The 16,150-nt window shown below is 63.0% G+C and carries 15 protein-coding genes; 2 read left to right on the top strand and 13 right to left on the bottom strand.

Annotated features, from left to right (window positions below; translation table 11 throughout):
* Position 1 precedes the first annotated feature (1 nt).
* Both JEY66_RS06025 and ltrA read right to left on the bottom strand, forming a co-directional pair.
* Positions 2-862, bottom strand: coding sequence for a tyrosine-type recombinase/integrase (locus tag JEY66_RS06025; protein ID WP_026191847.1), 861 nt, complete (start codon positions 860-862; stop codon positions 2-4).
* A 214-nt stretch (positions 863-1,076) separates the two neighbouring features.
* Positions 1,077-2,399 (bottom strand): group II intron reverse transcriptase/maturase, encoded by a 1,323-nt coding sequence (gene ltrA / locus JEY66_RS06020; RefSeq protein WP_342714084.1) that lies wholly within the window; start codon positions 2,397-2,399, stop codon positions 1,077-1,079.
* A 1,455-nt stretch (positions 2,400-3,854) separates the two neighbouring features.
* Here ltrA and JEY66_RS06015 point away from each other — a divergent pair.
* Positions 3,855-4,766, top strand: a complete 912-nt coding sequence (locus tag JEY66_RS06015) for a LysR family transcriptional regulator (RefSeq protein WP_085970796.1) — start codon at positions 3,855-3,857, stop codon at positions 4,764-4,766.
* Here the strand turns inward: JEY66_RS06015 and JEY66_RS06010 are convergent.
* Genes JEY66_RS06010 through trbB form a run of 11 tightly spaced genes read right to left on the bottom strand, consistent with a single transcriptional unit; the run spans position 4,730 to position 14,444 of the window.
* Positions 4,730-4,987, bottom strand: a complete 258-nt coding sequence (locus JEY66_RS06010) for a DUF2274 domain-containing protein (protein WP_016843881.1) — start codon at positions 4,985-4,987, stop codon at positions 4,730-4,732. The genes JEY66_RS06015 and JEY66_RS06010 overlap by 37 nt on opposite strands.
* Positions 4,984-6,186 (bottom strand): TraB/TrbI/VirB10 family type IV secretion system protein, encoded by a 1,203-nt coding sequence (locus tag JEY66_RS06005; protein ID WP_018268875.1) that lies wholly within the window; start codon positions 6,184-6,186, stop codon positions 4,984-4,986. The genes JEY66_RS06010 and JEY66_RS06005 overlap by 4 nt, the downstream gene beginning before the upstream one ends.
* Positions 6,177-7,253, bottom strand: coding sequence for a P-type conjugative transfer protein TrbG (trbG, locus tag JEY66_RS06000; RefSeq protein ID WP_026191849.1), 1,077 nt, complete (start codon positions 7,251-7,253; stop codon positions 6,177-6,179). The genes JEY66_RS06005 and trbG overlap by 10 nt, the downstream gene beginning before the upstream one ends.
* Positions 7,250-7,939, bottom strand: a complete 690-nt coding sequence (gene trbF / locus JEY66_RS05995; RefSeq protein WP_026191850.1) for a conjugal transfer protein TrbF — start codon at positions 7,937-7,939, stop codon at positions 7,250-7,252. Before trbF ends, trbG begins: the two co-directional genes overlap by 4 nt.
* 3 nt (positions 7,940-7,942) lie before the next feature.
* Positions 7,943-9,304, bottom strand: a complete 1,362-nt coding sequence (trbL, locus tag JEY66_RS05990) for a P-type conjugative transfer protein TrbL (RefSeq protein ID WP_018268877.1) — start codon at positions 9,302-9,304, stop codon at positions 7,943-7,945.
* Positions 9,301-9,621 (bottom strand): putative entry exclusion protein TrbK-alt, encoded by a 321-nt coding sequence (gene trbK-alt / locus JEY66_RS05985; protein ID WP_018268878.1) that lies wholly within the window; start codon positions 9,619-9,621, stop codon positions 9,301-9,303. The genes trbL and trbK-alt overlap by 4 nt, the downstream gene beginning before the upstream one ends.
* A 10-nt stretch (positions 9,622-9,631) precedes the next feature.
* Positions 9,632-10,390 carry a P-type conjugative transfer protein TrbJ gene (gene trbJ / locus JEY66_RS05980; RefSeq protein WP_016841933.1) on the bottom strand — a complete coding sequence of 253 codons (759 nt, stop codon included), beginning with the start codon at positions 10,388-10,390 and terminating at the stop codon, positions 9,632-9,634.
* Positions 10,387-12,825: a conjugal transfer protein TrbE gene (gene trbE, locus JEY66_RS05975; protein ID WP_018268879.1), complete on the bottom strand. Its 2,439-nt coding sequence runs from the start codon at positions 12,823-12,825 to the stop codon at positions 10,387-10,389. Before trbE ends, trbJ begins: the two co-directional genes overlap by 4 nt.
* 7 nt (positions 12,826-12,832) lie before the next feature.
* Positions 12,833-13,108 carry a VirB3 family type IV secretion system protein gene (locus JEY66_RS05970; protein WP_018268880.1) on the bottom strand — a complete coding sequence of 92 codons (276 nt, stop codon included), beginning with the start codon at positions 13,106-13,108 and terminating at the stop codon, positions 12,833-12,835.
* Complete coding sequence (locus JEY66_RS05965) at positions 13,108-13,449, bottom strand: TrbC/VirB2 family type IV secretion system protein (protein WP_026191851.1); 342 nt, start codon at positions 13,447-13,449, stop codon at positions 13,108-13,110. Before JEY66_RS05965 ends, JEY66_RS05970 begins: the two co-directional genes overlap by 1 nt.
* A complete protein-coding gene (gene trbB, locus JEY66_RS05960) occupies positions 13,446-14,444 on the bottom strand; it encodes a P-type conjugative transfer ATPase TrbB (RefSeq protein WP_018268882.1) in 999 nt (332 codons plus the stop codon). Before trbB ends, JEY66_RS05965 begins: the two co-directional genes overlap by 4 nt.
* 336 nt (positions 14,445-14,780) lie before the next feature.
* Here trbB and JEY66_RS05955 point away from each other — a divergent pair, with 336 nt between their 5' ends.
* Positions 14,781-15,731, top strand: coding sequence for a hypothetical protein (locus tag JEY66_RS05955; RefSeq protein ID WP_018268883.1), 951 nt, complete (start codon positions 14,781-14,783; stop codon positions 15,729-15,731).
* Positions 15,732-16,150: the final 419 nt, after the last annotated feature.

Genomic DNA, 16,150 nt, shown 5'->3' with positions numbered 1-16,150 from the left:
CTCAGCCGGGCGGCACGACCTCCAGGCGGAGCCAGTCAAGTGGACTTGGCGTATTGCTGATGGTCTTTGTGGCGACTTGGGTATAGCGCGCCGTGCTGGCCAGACTGGCATGGCCGAGCAGCACCTGGATGATGCGCACGTCGGCCCCGTTCTCCAGGAGATGGGTCGCGAATGTGTGCCGCAGCGTATGCACGGTCACCGACTTGCTCAAGCCGGCCGCAGCACAGGCTGAACGGCAGGCGGCGTGCAGCACGTTCGGGACGAGCGGACGCTCGTCGTCGCGGCCGGGAAATAGCCATCGTTTTGGCCGAGTGAGCCGCCAATACGTCCGCAGAATCCTCAAAAGCTGCGGCGAGAGCATAACGTAACGGTCCTTGCCGCCCTTGCCGTGCTCGACCCGGATCAACATCCGTTGGCTATCAATGTCGACAACCTTCAAGAGGACCACTTCCGATACGCGCAAGCCTGCGGCATAGACGGTGGTCAACGCGGTACGGCTCTTGAGGCTTGGGATTGCTTCCAGGAAGCGTACGACCTCGTCGGCGCTCAGCACGACCGGTAGTTTGCGCGGTTTACGCGCATAGGCGATGCGCTCCGGAACGGTGTCATGACCAAGCGTCACACCGTAGAAGAACCGCAGTGCGCAGACGATCTGGTTCAGTGCCGGCCAGGACATCCCCGTCGCAACCAGATGTACCTGGAAGGCACGGATATCCTCGAGGTCGAGCCGGTCGGGAGAACGACCGAAATATCGGCTCAACTTCGCTACGGCGTTGAGGTAGGATTGCTGCGTCGCCGGTGACAGATTGCGGACCGTCATGTCCTCGATCATGCGGCGGCGAAGTGGGCTGATCTCAGCCATCGGAAAACCTCCTGTCTAAAGGGTTGGGCTTCGAAAACCCGCAATCCTCTCAGACAGGAGGCAATCCTTGCCATGCCTCCCTACATGCCGCGCCAGCGGCTTCGTTCAATCCTATAAAACGCGGCAAAATCAAATAATCTGTTCGCGGTAGGGACACCCATCACTGGGCGCCCCCCGCGCAGATCCCGGCGAGCCCAATTAAGGCACCGGGCTCCTACCTCGGGTGTTTGACGGCGAAGCGCAGCTTCGGCCATGGATGAAGGATGCGAGCCTTGGGAAGCCAGTCGTCGGTGATCTGCGTTATGCGATCCCAGGTCAGACAGGTCCGCTGACTGCGCCGCCGAAGCGTACGCCTCCAGAGATCGGTCAGGTAGAACCGAAACGCATTGAGCGCTCGGCCATTCGTCGGAACAGCAAAGTACGCAAAGTGGCCGGTCAAGACCTGCCTCAGCCATCTCCCCTGTGCAGGGATCGGCCAGTGCATTCGGCGCCTCAGCTCCTCCTTGATTTCGCGGAGTTTGGTTCGCATGCGGTCGCCACGGGTCTTCCGTTGAAGCTGGAAGCGCCCTCGGCGTGATTTGCCGCAGATAAACGTGAACCCCATGAACGCAAAGGTTTCCGGCTTTCCGAGTCCGCGCTGCTTGCGTTGAGCCGCCGCATGGCGACCAAACTCAATCAGGCGGGTCTTGGCCGGATGGAGCGTCAGCTCGAACTCCTCCAGTCTCGCGCGCATCGCGTCAAGGAAACGACGTGCGTCATCCTCGCGCTCAAAGCCGACTACTACATCGTCCGCGTAACGCACGATGATCATGCCGCCGGAGACCTCGCGCTGTCGCCAGCGTTTGGCCCACAGGTCGAGAGCGTAGTGCAGGTAGATGTTGCCAAGGAGCGGTGAAATCACCGAACCTTGACCCGTTCCCCTGTCATCAGCGGTTACGACGCCGTCTTCGAGAATACCCGCCTTCAGCCATTTCTGAATGAGGCGGATGATGCGCTTGTCGCCGATCCTATGTTCCAAGAAGCGAACCAGCCAAGGTTGACTGACTGCGCCAAAGAAATTTTGGATGTCGGCGTCAATGATCCAGTTCACCTGCCGCGTCTCGATCGCTGTGCAGAGCGCGTCCAACGCATCATGTGGTCCTCTGCCGGGCCGAAACCCGTAGGAAAAGCCACAGAAGTCTCCTTCGTAGATGGCGTTGAGCACGATGACGGTGGCCCCCTGGACGATTTTGTCTTCGAGAGCCGCGATCGCTAACGGACGCTGCTTGCCGTCTGCTTTTGGTATGTACGTCCGGCGAGACGGTTGCGGGCGGTACGTTCCTCGTTGGACCCGTTTGTGCAGATCGGCGAGCCGGGGCTCGAGATCTTCCTCGTAGTCCTGCCACGTCATGCCATCCACTCCGGGAGCAGCCCTACGCCTGAGCGCAAAGAACGCCGCCCGCAGTGTATCGACATTGATGTGGTGAAAGAGCGCGGTGAACCGGTCCTTCTTCCTCAGCCTTGCGGCTGTCCGTACGCGGTCCAGCGACTGGGTCATGCGAGCCCGGCCCTGTGTCCGGTGCATGCGCTGCTGTTCCGCGTTTCCCTTGGTCCCCGGCCTTGGCTCCGCCCACTCCGCCGCCAGTAATCCAGCTTTGTTCGTCGGCTTCTCAGCTACTATGCCAGAGTCAGACTTCTCCGTGTCATGCATCAGCGGCTACGGCTCCTCGCCTTCCCGCTGCGGACCACCTCCTCCGAGGAGGAAGATGGCCGACCCGGAGATATCCCGGTTCCCGTACAAGGAGCTTCCATGCATGCCAGGGTCTACGACCACGCCGGGTTGGACGGGTGCTCGCAATTGCGCACTCATCCATGTTGCCTTCCGCTCTTTGGACAGCGTCGGCTCCCGAGATAACACTGTTTCGCGGCTCAATGGCTGGCCTGCATGCTCCCCTACCGACGCTTCGCCGACACCCTCGCGGACGCCTGCGCACGGCTCGGGGCCGATGTGGTTCGCTACACCTTCATCGCAATGGACTTTCACCATCTCCTCCTTGCCGGTCTCCCGGCGCACCCAAAGTAGTGCTAGCGCACGAGTTTTCATGTGCCAAGCATGCCATTCGCTCTGACCGTCAAACCACTGACTATAACGCTACTATTAGCAGGGTGCAGACTCATTAATAAATGCTGAGGCGGTAGGGCTACTTTGCCGATCCAGTCAGGAGCAATCACGTTCGAAGGTCCCATGCGATGGCTCCCCCGCATCTCAGAAGGAGCGCTCGATGAGGCTGAGGCGATAACCGTGGCCTCCCGTGACCGGCGGTTCCGCTGCAACCTTGTTCGCAACCTCGGCGGCGCATCCAAGCGCAACCACCAACTAATGTGATGGACCGATCTGATTTGGCGATGGATTGTCGTGAGGCCGAGTCGTCATCTAATCAAATAGATTGTATTTTGGTGGCATAATTCCAGCAAACGGCCCAGCCGTCTTGCTCAAGCAGAACTTCGTCTGAACCCGCCCGTAACGCTCGCCGAGGCGATTGCACTCCGATGGCAAGAGCCAGCGTCGGCGCGCCACTCAGTGAACGAGTTGTCGAATGCGCCAAGCTCGGTTCGATCATTGGTCGGAGAAACGAGATCACCGAATCCTTTGAAAAGGAGGCAACCGAGGGCAGATAGCTAAACCTTCTCGCAATTACTTACCGAAGCTCCTGACCTTTTCGCGGTTGAGTTCGTCGAATGGACGCGCTTTAGCCCCTTAGCTGGCGGGCAGCTACATGCGGTTCAATCTGAAGTCGACAGCGATTTTTTTGGTCGGGGCGGAAGCCTACGTTGGCTCTTTTACACGCCATTGCGGTCGGTCGCCAGAACCTCCAATGCCTTCACGAAGGCGCTCAATGGCTGCGTCAGGGCTAGCGCGAAGAAGGCGCTGAAGCAGCGCAAACAAATGGAGTGAACCATTCAAAAAAAAGTTTGGTCACCGGCAATTCGCCATAGGGCTCCGACCACGCCAGTGGAATTAAGAGATCTACGCTGGGCAATCGCCGCATCTCACCACAGAAGCCTCCGCCAAGCGGCAGAAACGCTCAGAATCAAGCAGTCGACTCTTAGTCGTCGCCTGCGCAATCTCGAATACAAGTTGGGCGGCGCTCTCTTCGAGCGCACTTACGCCGGCACGCGACCGACCCTTGAAGGGCAAGAATTCCTCGATGCCGCCCAGCGCATCGTGGATGAAACGGAAGCGATCGCCGCTCGCCTCAAGACTCATTGGCGAGGCGAGAGCGGCCGATTGACCATCGGCGTCCACGCCTCACTCTCAGCCGGCAATCTCCGGGCCACCCTCCTCGACCACCGGCACCGCTTCCCCGATGCTGATACGCATCTGGTAGACGGATCGAGAGACCATCTGATCTCCGATCTAGCCAGTTCCGCCATTGACGTCGCCTTTGTGGCCGAACCCAATTCAAGCTGGAGCGACGGGTGCTTGTCGCTCTGGAGCGAACGTGTCGTCGTCGCCCTCCCCAAGGGCCATCCGCTGGCAAGGCGTGATGTGGTTCACTGGGGCGAACTGAGGGAGGAAGCGCTTCTGTTGTCACAGCATGGCCCGGCACCGGAATTGCTCAAGCTTCTCGTCAGCAAATTGGGTGGGTCCGATCCGTGTTGGCTGCTTCACCATGATGTGGCGCTCGACCGGCTTCTCACTTTGGTGGGCGCGGGCTGGGGTGTCCTGCTGACTTTGGAAGGCGCGACCGGCGCGGCCTATCAGGGAGTGACCTTCCGCGAGGTCCATGATGCGGAGGGTCCGACGCGGCTGAGCTTCCGCGCTTATTGGCGGCAAGACAACTGCAATCCGTCACTGCGTCCGTTCCTCGCCCTACTTCGGGAACGCTATCCAGACCTCTCGGCTGATCCAGAGACGACCTGAGCCGCATTTCGGCGAGCTTTTGCAAAGGCGCGGTCGGTTGCCATGAAACGCTCGATCATGGGCGCGATCAATTTGGCGGGCTCGGTCGGTGTGGTCGTGCCTCCGCTACGCGTCAGAATCTCGGCGTAGCTTTTGAGATCCCTGAAGACCGCCGCCGGCAGCTCGATCGTGAGCTTCACCGGCTTGTCGTCTTCAAGCGGCCCAAGCTTGAGCTTCGTCATGGCGTCCCTCCCTTTCCGTACGGAGCCAGCACCAGGTCTCGCGTAACGATGACCCGCACCGGGAAACCTGGCCGGATGGTCAGCGTCGGCTGGATGTTGAGCTGGCGCTGCACGATCTGCTGACCCGTCTGGCTGATGCTGTTGGACGCGCCACTACGGATTGCTTGAACGAGGTTGTTCTCGTTCTGGCTCGTGCCCGCCTCCGCTCCAACGCTGAGCATGGTCGAGAGGACGGCGGCTTTGAACAGCATGCCCCAATGGTTGTCGACCTCATCCTCAAGCCCGGCATAACCACCGGTGTCGGCGCCGGGCTGGCGCTCGAGCACGATCGAGTTGCCGTCCGGCATGATGATGCGGGTCCAGATTAAGAGGATACGGGACTGGCCGAAGGCGACGGAACTGTCGTATTGGCCGATCAGCTTCGCACCCTGGGGAACCAGAAGATATTTGCCGGAAGGGCTGTCATAGACAGCCTCGGTCACCTGGGCGGTGACTTGGCCAGGCAGATCGGAACGAATGCCCGTGATGAGCGCAGCCGGGATCACTGTGCCGGCCTGCACGATGTAGGGAGAGGCCTTGGCTTCGAGCCGATCTGGACTGACCGTGCGCTTGTCCGTCGCAGCGTTGAGGAAGGCCGTCTTGCGGTCCTGCATGTTCTGGGCGGATCCTGCATCGACAGGTGGTGTCGCGGCCGGAGTCGGCGTGGCGCCAGTGGAGGCATTCGGGATTGGTTGGCCCACGCTCTGCGGTTGCTGAGCAGTTTGGGCAAAGAGGCGGCTAACTCGCGCCGCCTCGATTTCCTGGACCCCGTGCTGCGTCTCGGGATCAGACGTCGCCGCTATGGTGTTCGGTGCGGCGCCTGCGTTGAGGATCGGCTTGCCGAGATCGCCAGGCAGCGGCGGCCCGAGCGGCGGCGCTTGACGCGGCAGGCCAGTATAGTCCTTCGGCAACTCGGCCAGCCCCTCGGCCGAAGGTCGGTTCTGGGTGCTGAGCAGTTCTTGGCCGCTCTGCAGCTTATTGCCGGTCTGGAGGGCATAGCCGAGCGCGCCCGCGACTGCCAGGGCAGACACAGCGCCGAGGCCGATAAGGACCTTGCGCGAGAGCCGTGTGACACGGGGCCGCTCGCCTCGGAGCCGAAGGTCCGGCGGCGCGACAGACGGAGTATCGCCTTGATGTTCGTCTTCCCTGCCTATCGCCATGAGCGCGGCCTTCCGTCGGTGCGGACGATACGCACGCGCCGCTCGCTGTCCTTGTCACCAAGACGCAATTCGGCGGCGGCGAACAGGCGGTCGACGATGTAGTAGTTGCGGTTGACCCGGTAGTTCACCAGTTCGGAGCCGCCGGCCGGGCCAATGACGAACAGTGGCGGCATCTCACCCTGGACAATCCCGCTGGGAAATTCGATATAGACCTTGTTGCCGTCGTCAAAAGCGCGCAGCGGACGCCAGGCCGGATCATCGCCCTCGATCGAATAGCGGAAATTGATCGAAGCGAGATCGACGCCGGCCGCAATGGGGGCCGCGGTTTCGGCCGCCGCATTCTGCCGCCGAAGAGCAATGAGTTGGTCCTCAGGATATTGCCAGGAGACCGAGGCCATATAGGTCTTCTCCGTCGAGCGGAGCTCGAGGAGATAGGTCCGTCGGTCGGTGTTGATCACGAGATTGGTGACCAATTCCGGCCGCGTCGGCTTGACAAGGATGTGGATCTTCTTGGTCGCGCCCGCCCCACTCTCGGTATCGCCTATGATCCACCGCACAGTGTCACCCGCGGCAACCGGTCCGGAGCCGACGAGTTGCTCGCCGTCCTGCAACGCGACGTCCGTGATCTGACCGGGCGCGGTATAGACCTGGTAGAGAGCTCCCCCCGAGAAGGGATAGACCTGTACGGCATTGATGAAGCCATTGCGGACCGGCTGCACCCGTGCCGCAGCGTTAGCCTGTTTGACGCGAACCTTCGGATCGGCGGCTTCGGGGACGCGCTTGCCGGCGGCGAGCGGTTTCAACTGCCCGGGCAGCGGCAGCGGTTTCGGCAATTCCACGATCTTGACGGGCGGCGGCGGATCGACGGTGAGCGTCGCCGGCTCTGCGCTATCGTAGTTGATGTCTGGCGGGATGAAATTGTGTGCGCAGCCGCCAAGCGCCGATGCAACCATCAGCAAAGCCGCAAAGGCGGGTTTACGGGGAGACGTATCGCCGACTTTCCGGTTTTGGTGAACGATAAGCTGCGAAGCCGGACCGCCGGCTCTTGAGAAAATCGGCGGGGTCATTGTCCCAGCTCCTTTGACCAGTTGATGGCGTTGACGTAGATGCCGAGTGGATTCTTGCGCAGCCGATCGGCGTCGGTGGGCGGCTGAATTGCGATCGTGAGGATCGCGGTCCAACGTGTGGTGCCGGCGAGCGCCCCATCCTGAAAGCGGTGTTCGACCCAGGCGACGCGAAAACTGTCGGGCGAGGCGCGGATGACGCTGGAGACGTCGATAGCGACCTGCTGCTTGCCGAGATTGGCGAAGGGGTCATTGGCGCGGGCGTAGTCGTTCAGCGCCACCGAGCCCGCCGTGGTCGTGAAATCATAAGCCTGCAGCCAGTTGTGCCTCACGATGATCGGGTCGGCCGGAAGCGAGCGGACGATCTGGATGAAGTGGGCGAGATACCAGGCAATCTGCGGGTCGTTCGGCCTGTAATCAGCGACGGCGGGCGCCACGGCTTGCGCCTCGCCGAGCTTGTCGACCTGCACCACCCAGGGAACGACGGTGCCGTGCGTGGATTGCCAGACGAGCCCGCCAGCGAGGCCGCACGACAGGATCAGCGAACCGAAGGCCATCAGCCGCCAGTTCCTGGCCTGCACGCGGGCGGAGCCGATGCGTTCGTCCCAAACTTGCGCCGCGCGCTGGTAGGGGGTTTCGGGTTCGGGTGTACGGCCGAAGCGGACCGACGATCGCCGGAAGACTGACACTTTTTATTCTCCTCCCGAGAGGTCGACGGCGTGACCGCCGCCATGGCTGTCGCCGGATTTGAGGGCTTGCGCGGCCGTCTGCGCGCCGTGAATGACGACCTGATTACGCTTGACGCGCTGGGCCCAGGCGGGCGGACCGCTCTCGTTCGCTGCTTGAGATGCGGTTCCATCGTTTGCGGCGGCGCCGCTCCCGATGGTCCCCATCGTCGAGGAGCCACCGGTGTTGGCGACGCCGGCACGGGCGCCAGAGCTAAAACTTTCCGTCATTGCCCCCGTTGCTCGCGCAGCGGCGCGTCTGACGGGAGCTGCCGCGTGACTTGCCGCCGCACGGCCCACGCCGCCGAGACCGGACGCGACGCCGCCAGCGCCGGACCCACCGGCCGATGCAAGGCTGTAGGCGGAGGACGCACCGCCCGCCATCGCCGCACCACCACGCGCGGCGGCCGCAGCACCGGAGCCAGCTGCCATCGTTCCCCTTCCGGCCAAACCGAGCGCCGCGCCGCCGACCATTGCGGTACCGGCGACGGCAAGGCCGGTGCCGACGGCAGCGCCCGCGCCAAGCTGCGGCGCGCCGGAAACAAGACCGGTGGCGATGCCGGGACCGAAGATGCCGAGGCCGAGCATGGCGAGTGCCGCCAGCACGACAGAGAGCGCCTGCTCGATGGTCGGCTGGCCGCCGGCATAGGCTGTGGCGAATTGGGAGAAGAGCCCGGTGCCGATGCCGACGATGACGGCGAGCACCATGACCTTCACACCGGAGGCAACGACGTTGCCCAGCACCTTCTCCGCAAGGAAGGCGGTCTTGTTGAAGAGCGCGAACGGAATGAGGATGAAACCAGCGAGCGTCGTCAGCTTGAACTCGATCAGCGTGACGAAGAGCTGCACCGCCAGAATGAAGAAGGCGATCAGCACCAAGAGCCAGGACACCATCAGAACGGCAATCTGGACGAAGTTCGCAAAGAAGCTGGTGAAGCCCATCATCTGGCTTGCTGCGTCAAGCAACGGCTGTCCGGCATCGAGACCGACCTGCGCCAGCTTGCCGGGCCGCAAAAAGTCCGCCGTCGAGATCGAGGAGCCGCCGGCCTTCAGGCCGAGACCCGCGAAGCTATTGAAGATGATGCCTGAGAGTTTGGTGAAGTTGGTGATGATGAAGGCGAAGAAGCCGATGTAGAGGGTCTTCTTCACCAGCCGCTGAAGGATGTCTTCGTCTGCGCCCCAGGCCCAGAACAGGCCGGCCAGCGTGATGTCGATGACGATCAACGTCGACGACAGATAGGTGACCTCGCCCTTGATCAGGCCGAAACCCGAATCGATGTAGGTCGTGAAGGTGTTGAGGAAGGTGTCGATGACGCCGACATTGTTCACGGCTTCTCTCCCTGTGGATCACTCGTCATCGGCGGCGTGGCCGGCGCGGCCTGCGGCAGAAGTGGCCGCGCCGGCCCGCCGAAGAAGCGCGCGCGGTTCTCCTTCCAAACCGCCTGGCAGTGCGGATCTTCGGCATCCTGCGGTCCGAGCGCGCCGCAACGGCGCAACTCGGCCGAGAGATCATCGGGAGCGGAGACAGAGGGGGCGTCGGATATGGGCTGCTCCGCCGGACGCCGATGAATGACGTGCAGCGCGGCAAGGAAAATGGCGAACACGATGATCATCGCGCCTGCGCGAAGAATATCCGAGCGCTCCATGATCGGTACCTCAGTTGCCGCTGAACATGGTGACGTTGCCGGGCTGATAGCCGCTGCGTGTCGAGAAGATCTTGTATTGCTGCTGGCCCTGCGACTCGGTCGCCGTCACGCGCGCCTGCTCCAACGCATCCGCCCGTCCCTTCGCGGCGAGCACCGCGACGAGATCGGATAGCTGCTGGGAATGCAGGGCCAGAAGCTGATTGCCGACCTGAGCGGCTTGCAGGGCGCCACTTGCCGACTGGCTCGCGGTGACCAGCGAGCTCATTGCGCTGGAGTTGGTCGAGATATTGCCGACGACGCCGGCCTGCACCTTCAGCGAGTCCTCGAAAGCGCCCACCGAGTTCTGCCAGCGACTTTGGGCCGTGGCAAACATTGTCGCATTGGAGCCCATTCCCGCCGCCGTGCCGTACGTGCTGGAGTACGCCGTCTGGATGCGCTCGACGTTGAAGGCGATGTTCTGGGCCTGACTCAGCAGTGACTGAGTCCGTGCGACCTGTGCCTGAAGCTGGGTCAGCGTCGACAACGGCAGGTTGGCGAGGTTCTTTCCCTGGTTCACCAGGCTCTGGGCCTGATTGGTCAGCATCTGGATCTGATTGTTGATCTGCTGCAGCTCGCGCGCCGCGGTCAGCACATTCTGGCTAAAGTTGGTGGGGTCGTAGACGATCCACTGCGCAGAGGCCGGCGCCGTCAAAGGCGGCGAGATCGACAAGGCAAGCGAGAGAGCGGTCGCAGCGGTCAAGCTTGCGCGCCGCGTCTGATGAGCGATCATGATTGCACCTCCAGATTTATCAGGTCAGGGATGAGATCGGCGGCCCAGAGCAACTCGTGATCAGCGAGCCAAGCGGGCGTGAAGTCGTCGTGGCCGTGCTCGGCGAGCAGCCGTTCGATGGCGGCATGGTCGGCCTTGGAGGACGCGGCGCAGAAGGCCAGCGCGACCGGCCCGAGGCCGAGCTCAAAGAGCCGATTGCCGCGGCGAGACTGGCAGTAGTAGTCGCGCTTCGGCGTCGCCCGCGCGATGATCTCGATCTGGCGGTCGTTCAAACCGAACCGCTGGTAGATGGCGGTGATCTGCGGTTCGATCGCGCGCTCATTCGGCAGGAAGATGCGCGTCGGGCAGCTCTCGACGATTGCGGGTGCGATGTTGCTGCCGTCGATGTCGGAGAGCGATTGGGTCGCGAACACGACGGAGGCATTCTTCTTCCGCAGCGTCTTCAGCCATTCCCTGAGCTGTTGCGCGAAGGCCGGATCGTCGAGGACGAGCCACCCCTCGTCGATGATGAGGAGGGTTGGCCGGCCGTCGAGCCGTCCCTCGATGCGATGGAAGAGGTAGGTGAGGACGGCAGGCGCAGCTCCAGCGCCAATCAAGCCCTCGGTCTCGAACGCCTGCACCGACGCAAAACCAAATTGCTCGGCTTCCGCGTCGAGCAGGCGGCCGGAGGAGCCGCCGACGCAATAAGGTTGCAGTGCCTGCTTGAGCGCGGTCGATTGCAATAGAACCGTCAGGCCGGTAATCGTGCGCTCCTCGACCGGCGAGGATGCCAGTGACGTCAACGCCGACCAGACGTGCTCCTTCACGGTCGGATCAATGGTGACGCCCTCCTTGGCGAGGATCGCGGTCACCCATTCGGCCGCCCAGGCGCGCTCCGCCGCATCGCCGATGCGTGCGAGCGGTTGAAGAGAGACGGAATCGTCAGCGCTGTTCGACAGGCTTCCGCCGAGGTCGTGCCAGTCGCCGCCCATGGCAAGCGCCGCCGTGCGGATCGAGCCGCCGAAATCGAAGGCGAAGATCTGGCTCTTCCGGTAGCGCCGGAACTGGATCGCCATCAGCGCCAGCAGCACGGACTTGCCGGCCCCGGTCGGCCCGACGATCAGGGTGTGGCCGACGTCGCCGACGTGCAACGAGAAGCGGAAAGGCGTCGAGCCCTCGGTCTTGCCAAAGAACAGCGGAGAGCTGCGGAAATGCTCGTCGCGGTCCGGCCCGGCCCAGACCGCCGAAAGCGGTATCATGTGAGCCAGGTTCAATGTCGAGAGCGGCGGCTGGCGGACGTTGGCGTAGGCGTGCCCGGGCAGTGAGCCGAGCCAGGCTTCGAGCGCGTTCACCCCTTCCGGCATGCAGGTGAAGTCGCGCCCCTGAATCACCTTCTCGACGAGGCGCAGCTTCTCGGCGGCGAGACCTCCGTCCTCATCCCAGACGGTGACGGTCGCGGTGATGTAGGCCTGACCGACATCGTCGGTACCCAGTTCCTGCAAGGCGAGATCGGCATCGGCGGCCTTGTTCGCCGCATCGCTATCGACCAGGGTCGAGGCCTCGTTGGTCATCACCTCCTTGACGATGGCGGCGATCGACTTGCGCTTGGCAAACCACTGTCGGCGGATTTTGGTCAACAGCTTCACCGCCTCGGTCTTGTCGAGGAGGATGGCACGGGTCGACCAGCGGTAGGGAAAGGCAAGCCGGTTCAGCTCGTCGAGGATCCCGGGATGCGTCGCGGTCGGAAAGCCGACCACGGTGAGCGTGCGAAGGTGGTGGCTCCCCAGACGCGGCTCGAGGCCGCCTGCGAGCGGCTCGTCCGCGAGCAGCGCGTCGAGATGCATCGGCGTTTCGGGGACGCGCACGGGCTGTTGCCGGGTGGAGATGGTCGAATGCAGGTAGGTCAGCGTCTCGCCGTCACCGAGCCACGCCACCTCGGGCATGAACCCTTCGACCAGTTGCAGGACGCGGTTGGTCCGATCGACGAAGCCGCGCAGCAACTCGCGTGGATCGACGCCGCTCTGCGCACGGCCCTCATAGAGCCAGTTCTCGATGCGCGAGGCGTCCTCGGCCGGCGGCAGCCAGACGAAGGTCAGGAAATAGCGGCTCTCGAAATGCGCACCGGCCTCCTCGAAAGCGTCCCGCCGCTCCAGGTCGACCAGCGCTGATGCGGCGTCTGGAAAAGTGTTGTGCGGATAAGTCTGGGCGGCGATGCGCTGGGCTTCGACGAAGATCGCCCAGCCTGAGCCGAGACGCCGCAACGCGTTGTTGAGGCGGGCGGTCACGCCGACGAGCTCGGCCGGCGTCGCGCTGTCGAGATCCGGACCGCGGAAGCGCGCCGTGCGCTGGAACGCGCCGTCCTTGTTGAGGACGACGCCCTTCTCGACCAAAGCGGCCCAGGGCAGGAAGTCGGCAAGACTGTGGGGTCGGTTGCGGTATTCGGCGAGGTTCAGCATGCAAGCCTCACACGCGGAGATAGGATGGATAGCGGAGGTGACGTCGAACGACGTCCACGAATTGCGGGTCGCGCGTGGCCGCCCAGACCGCAGCGGCATGCCCCACGGCCCAAATCAGCGCTCCGGGAATCCAGAGGTGGAGGCCGAGTGCAATTGCCGCCGCCAACGTGCCGTTGGCGATCGCAACCGTGCGGGGCGCGCCGCCCATCAGGATCGGATCGGTGAGCGCGCGATGGACCGGCGCGAAGAAGCCCGGCACTTCCGGATCGACGATCGCAGCCATCACACCAACGCTCCGCCGGAGAAGCTGAAGAAGGTCAGGAAAAAGCTCGACGCGGCGAAGGCGATCGACAGGCCGAAGACGATCTGGATCAGCCGGCGGAAGCCGCCGGACGTATCGCCGAAGGCGAGCGTCAGGCCGGTCACGGTGATGATGATGACCGACATGATCTTGGCGACCGGGCCCTGCACCGACTCCAGGATCTGGTTGAGCGGCGTCTCCCACGGCATCGAGGAACCGGAGGCGTAGGCCGCAGGGGCTAAAGCGATGGAGATGAAGACAATTGCCGCTAGGTCGGCGAAGCGGCGACGAACACGACGGATCGCGGGAGGGCACTGAATCATGACGGGTCTCCGGGAAGTGAGGATTGGCCGCCCGCCCCGGCCGACTGGACGCGGTAATCGCCGGTGGCGGGATCGAGGCCGGCGACGAGAGCGAGTTCGGCGAGGCGGCGTTCGCTGCCGCGGCCGCGCAGTACCGCGACGAGATCGATGGTCTCGGCGATCAGCGCCTTGGGAACGGTGAGGACGGCCTCCTGGATGAGCTGCTCGAGGCGACGAAGCGCGCCCAGCGCCGTGCCGGCGTGAATCGTTCCGATCCCACCGGGGTGGCCGGTGCCCCAGGCTTTGAGGAGCTCCAAGGCTTCGCTGCCCCGTACCTCGCCGACCGGAATCCGGTCTGGGCGTAGGCGGAGGGAGGACCGAACCAGATCGGACAGCGACGCGACGCCATCCTTGGTGCGCAGCGCGACCAGATTCGGAGCGCGGCATTGCAGTTCACGCGTATCCTCGATGAGAACCACGCGATCGGTGGTGCCGGCGATCTCGGCCAGCAGCGCGTTTGTCAGGGTGGTCTTGCCGGTCGAGGTGCCGCCGGCGACCAGGATGTTCTTGCGGGCGGCGACCGCTTCGCGCAACAGGCCCGCTTGGCCGGCCGTCATGATGCCGGCCGCCGCGTAGTCGTCCAGGGTGAAAACAGCGACGGCGGGCTTGCGGATCGCAAAGGCCGGCGCCGCAACGACGGGCGGAAGAAGCCCCTCGAACCTCTCCCCCGTCTCGGGAAGCTCGGCCGAGACGCGCGGCTTCTCGGCATGCACCTCAGCGCCGACATGATGCGCGACCAGGCGCACGATCCGCTCGCCGTCGGCGGCAGACATCGTTCGTCCGCTATCCTCCAGCCCGCCGGACAGCCGGTCGATCCAGAGCCGGCCGTCGGGGTTGAGCATGACCTCGACGATCGAGGGGTCTTCGAGGAAGGTGGCGATCGCGGGACCCAGCGCGGTGCGCAGCATGCGCGCGCCACGCGAGAACGCTTCCGAATGGAGTGAAGTGCCCGCCACGATCGTCCCCCGTCGAGCGCCAATCGCGGCAAGCGATTAGCAACGGGGATGGATAGAAAAGGCAGGAACTGTCGCAGTTCAACAAGTATTCAGCCGTCGTAGCGATCGGGCGTAGAGCAGAGAAAAAATACTTGCTGCATAGAAGGCGATATCCTAACCGGGATGCGGGGCCAGGTTGCTACTGACTACTTTTTCGGAATTGCAATGGACGACGGTCATACTGCACGTGTAGGCCCGGTTTTGGTCGTTGCGACCGCCAAAGGCCTAGTTTCATCGAACGATAACAGGGTATATTCCCGGCGAGCGACAATTTTTGGTTGAGGCGTTTTATCAACGATGCACACCTGTCCGCCCCCGAGCGAGGCGCTCGACGAATGGCTCGAATCTTTCGACAGCGTGCGGGGGCGTTTCGGCCACCTTCTCCTCGAGCAAAAATCCGACACCGACAACGACCTGATCGCCGGGCTAAGGCCGTACTTCGAGTCGGCTCACACAGACGCGCGGGAATACTTCCACGCTCAGATCGGGATCAACCTTCACCCGGACGCTGGCGCTCCCGGCGAGGAGGCTTGCTATCCGAACTGCCTCCCCCTGAAGGCGCTTCGCGGTCTTTTCGGGGAGGTGATGGCGGGAATGCTCACGGAAGCTTTTCGCGATTCGTTTGTCGGCGGTCACGCTTGGCGCGTGCCGATCTACCTGTTTCGGTATCACGCTGATGTTGAGGCCTATTTATTCTCACTGGCTCGAGACGGGCGGCGGTGGCGCGAGGTGTTTGGCCGATTCGGGAGCGACTTCATCGGAGTCGTTCTGGATGATGATGGTCGGGTATCGAGGTTTATCGCTGGAGAGGCCAAATGGCGCCGCCTGCTCACCGATGGTGTCTTCAATGAGCTGATGCTCGGTGAGCTTATCACCGACCCGGACACTGGAGAGCGCACACGTTCGGGGAAAGGTGTGTGGTTTGAAATAAATCGGGACACACCGGTGCCGCATGGCTTGCGCCAACTGCAGAGGCTTTTAGAACAGCGAGATTCGGAGGGCTATGCGGCGGCGATCTTGTCGCTCGATGAGGCGCTGATCCTCGATCACCCACGGCCGCTGCCTCGCACGAACCTCATTCTGATCGCGGGTAACGGCGCGCAACGGAGAGAGGAAGGAGACGTGCTGATCGGCTGGGAGGAACTGCCGAACGAGTACACCGCTCCTCATGACCTACAGGTCGTTGAGCTCATCCTGAGCGACGGAGAATTGCTCATCGATGGCCTGTATTCTTCGCTCTGGACGTAGGCTGAGCTATGCCAGAATTTGATGCTGAACGGCTCGACCTGGCCAACAATCTCCGCCGCCAACTGGCCGTGGAAAATGAACTCTCGCGCCTACAGGCTCGAGCGTATGTTCGCTGTCTGCAGGCGACATGGCAAGTGCCTACAATTCAATGGACGGACCAGGAATCCGCCAGTCAGCTGCAGGACGCAAGGCGTCTCCTTCATGCAGCACATATATTTCAGCAAGTCGATGGGCCGGCGTCGCCAGGCGCTATCGCCTGCTTTCGCCGCACAGGCGAAATCCTTGAGTGGCTGACGCGAGCAGCGGATAGCATCCGCGCCGTTGTTCCGATCGAGATACTTGCTGCTGCCGCCTACCAACTTGGCGGCCTCCCAGCAATGGCGTCCGGTCTTTTGGGGCAGGTTGATAGCGAGCACGAT

The sequence above is a fragment of the Bradyrhizobium elkanii USDA 76 genome (assembly GCF_023278185.1).
Taxonomy (GTDB): Bacteria; Pseudomonadota; Alphaproteobacteria; order Rhizobiales; family Xanthobacteraceae; genus Bradyrhizobium; species Bradyrhizobium elkanii.
This window is presented reverse-complemented; position numbering and strand designations above follow the sequence as displayed.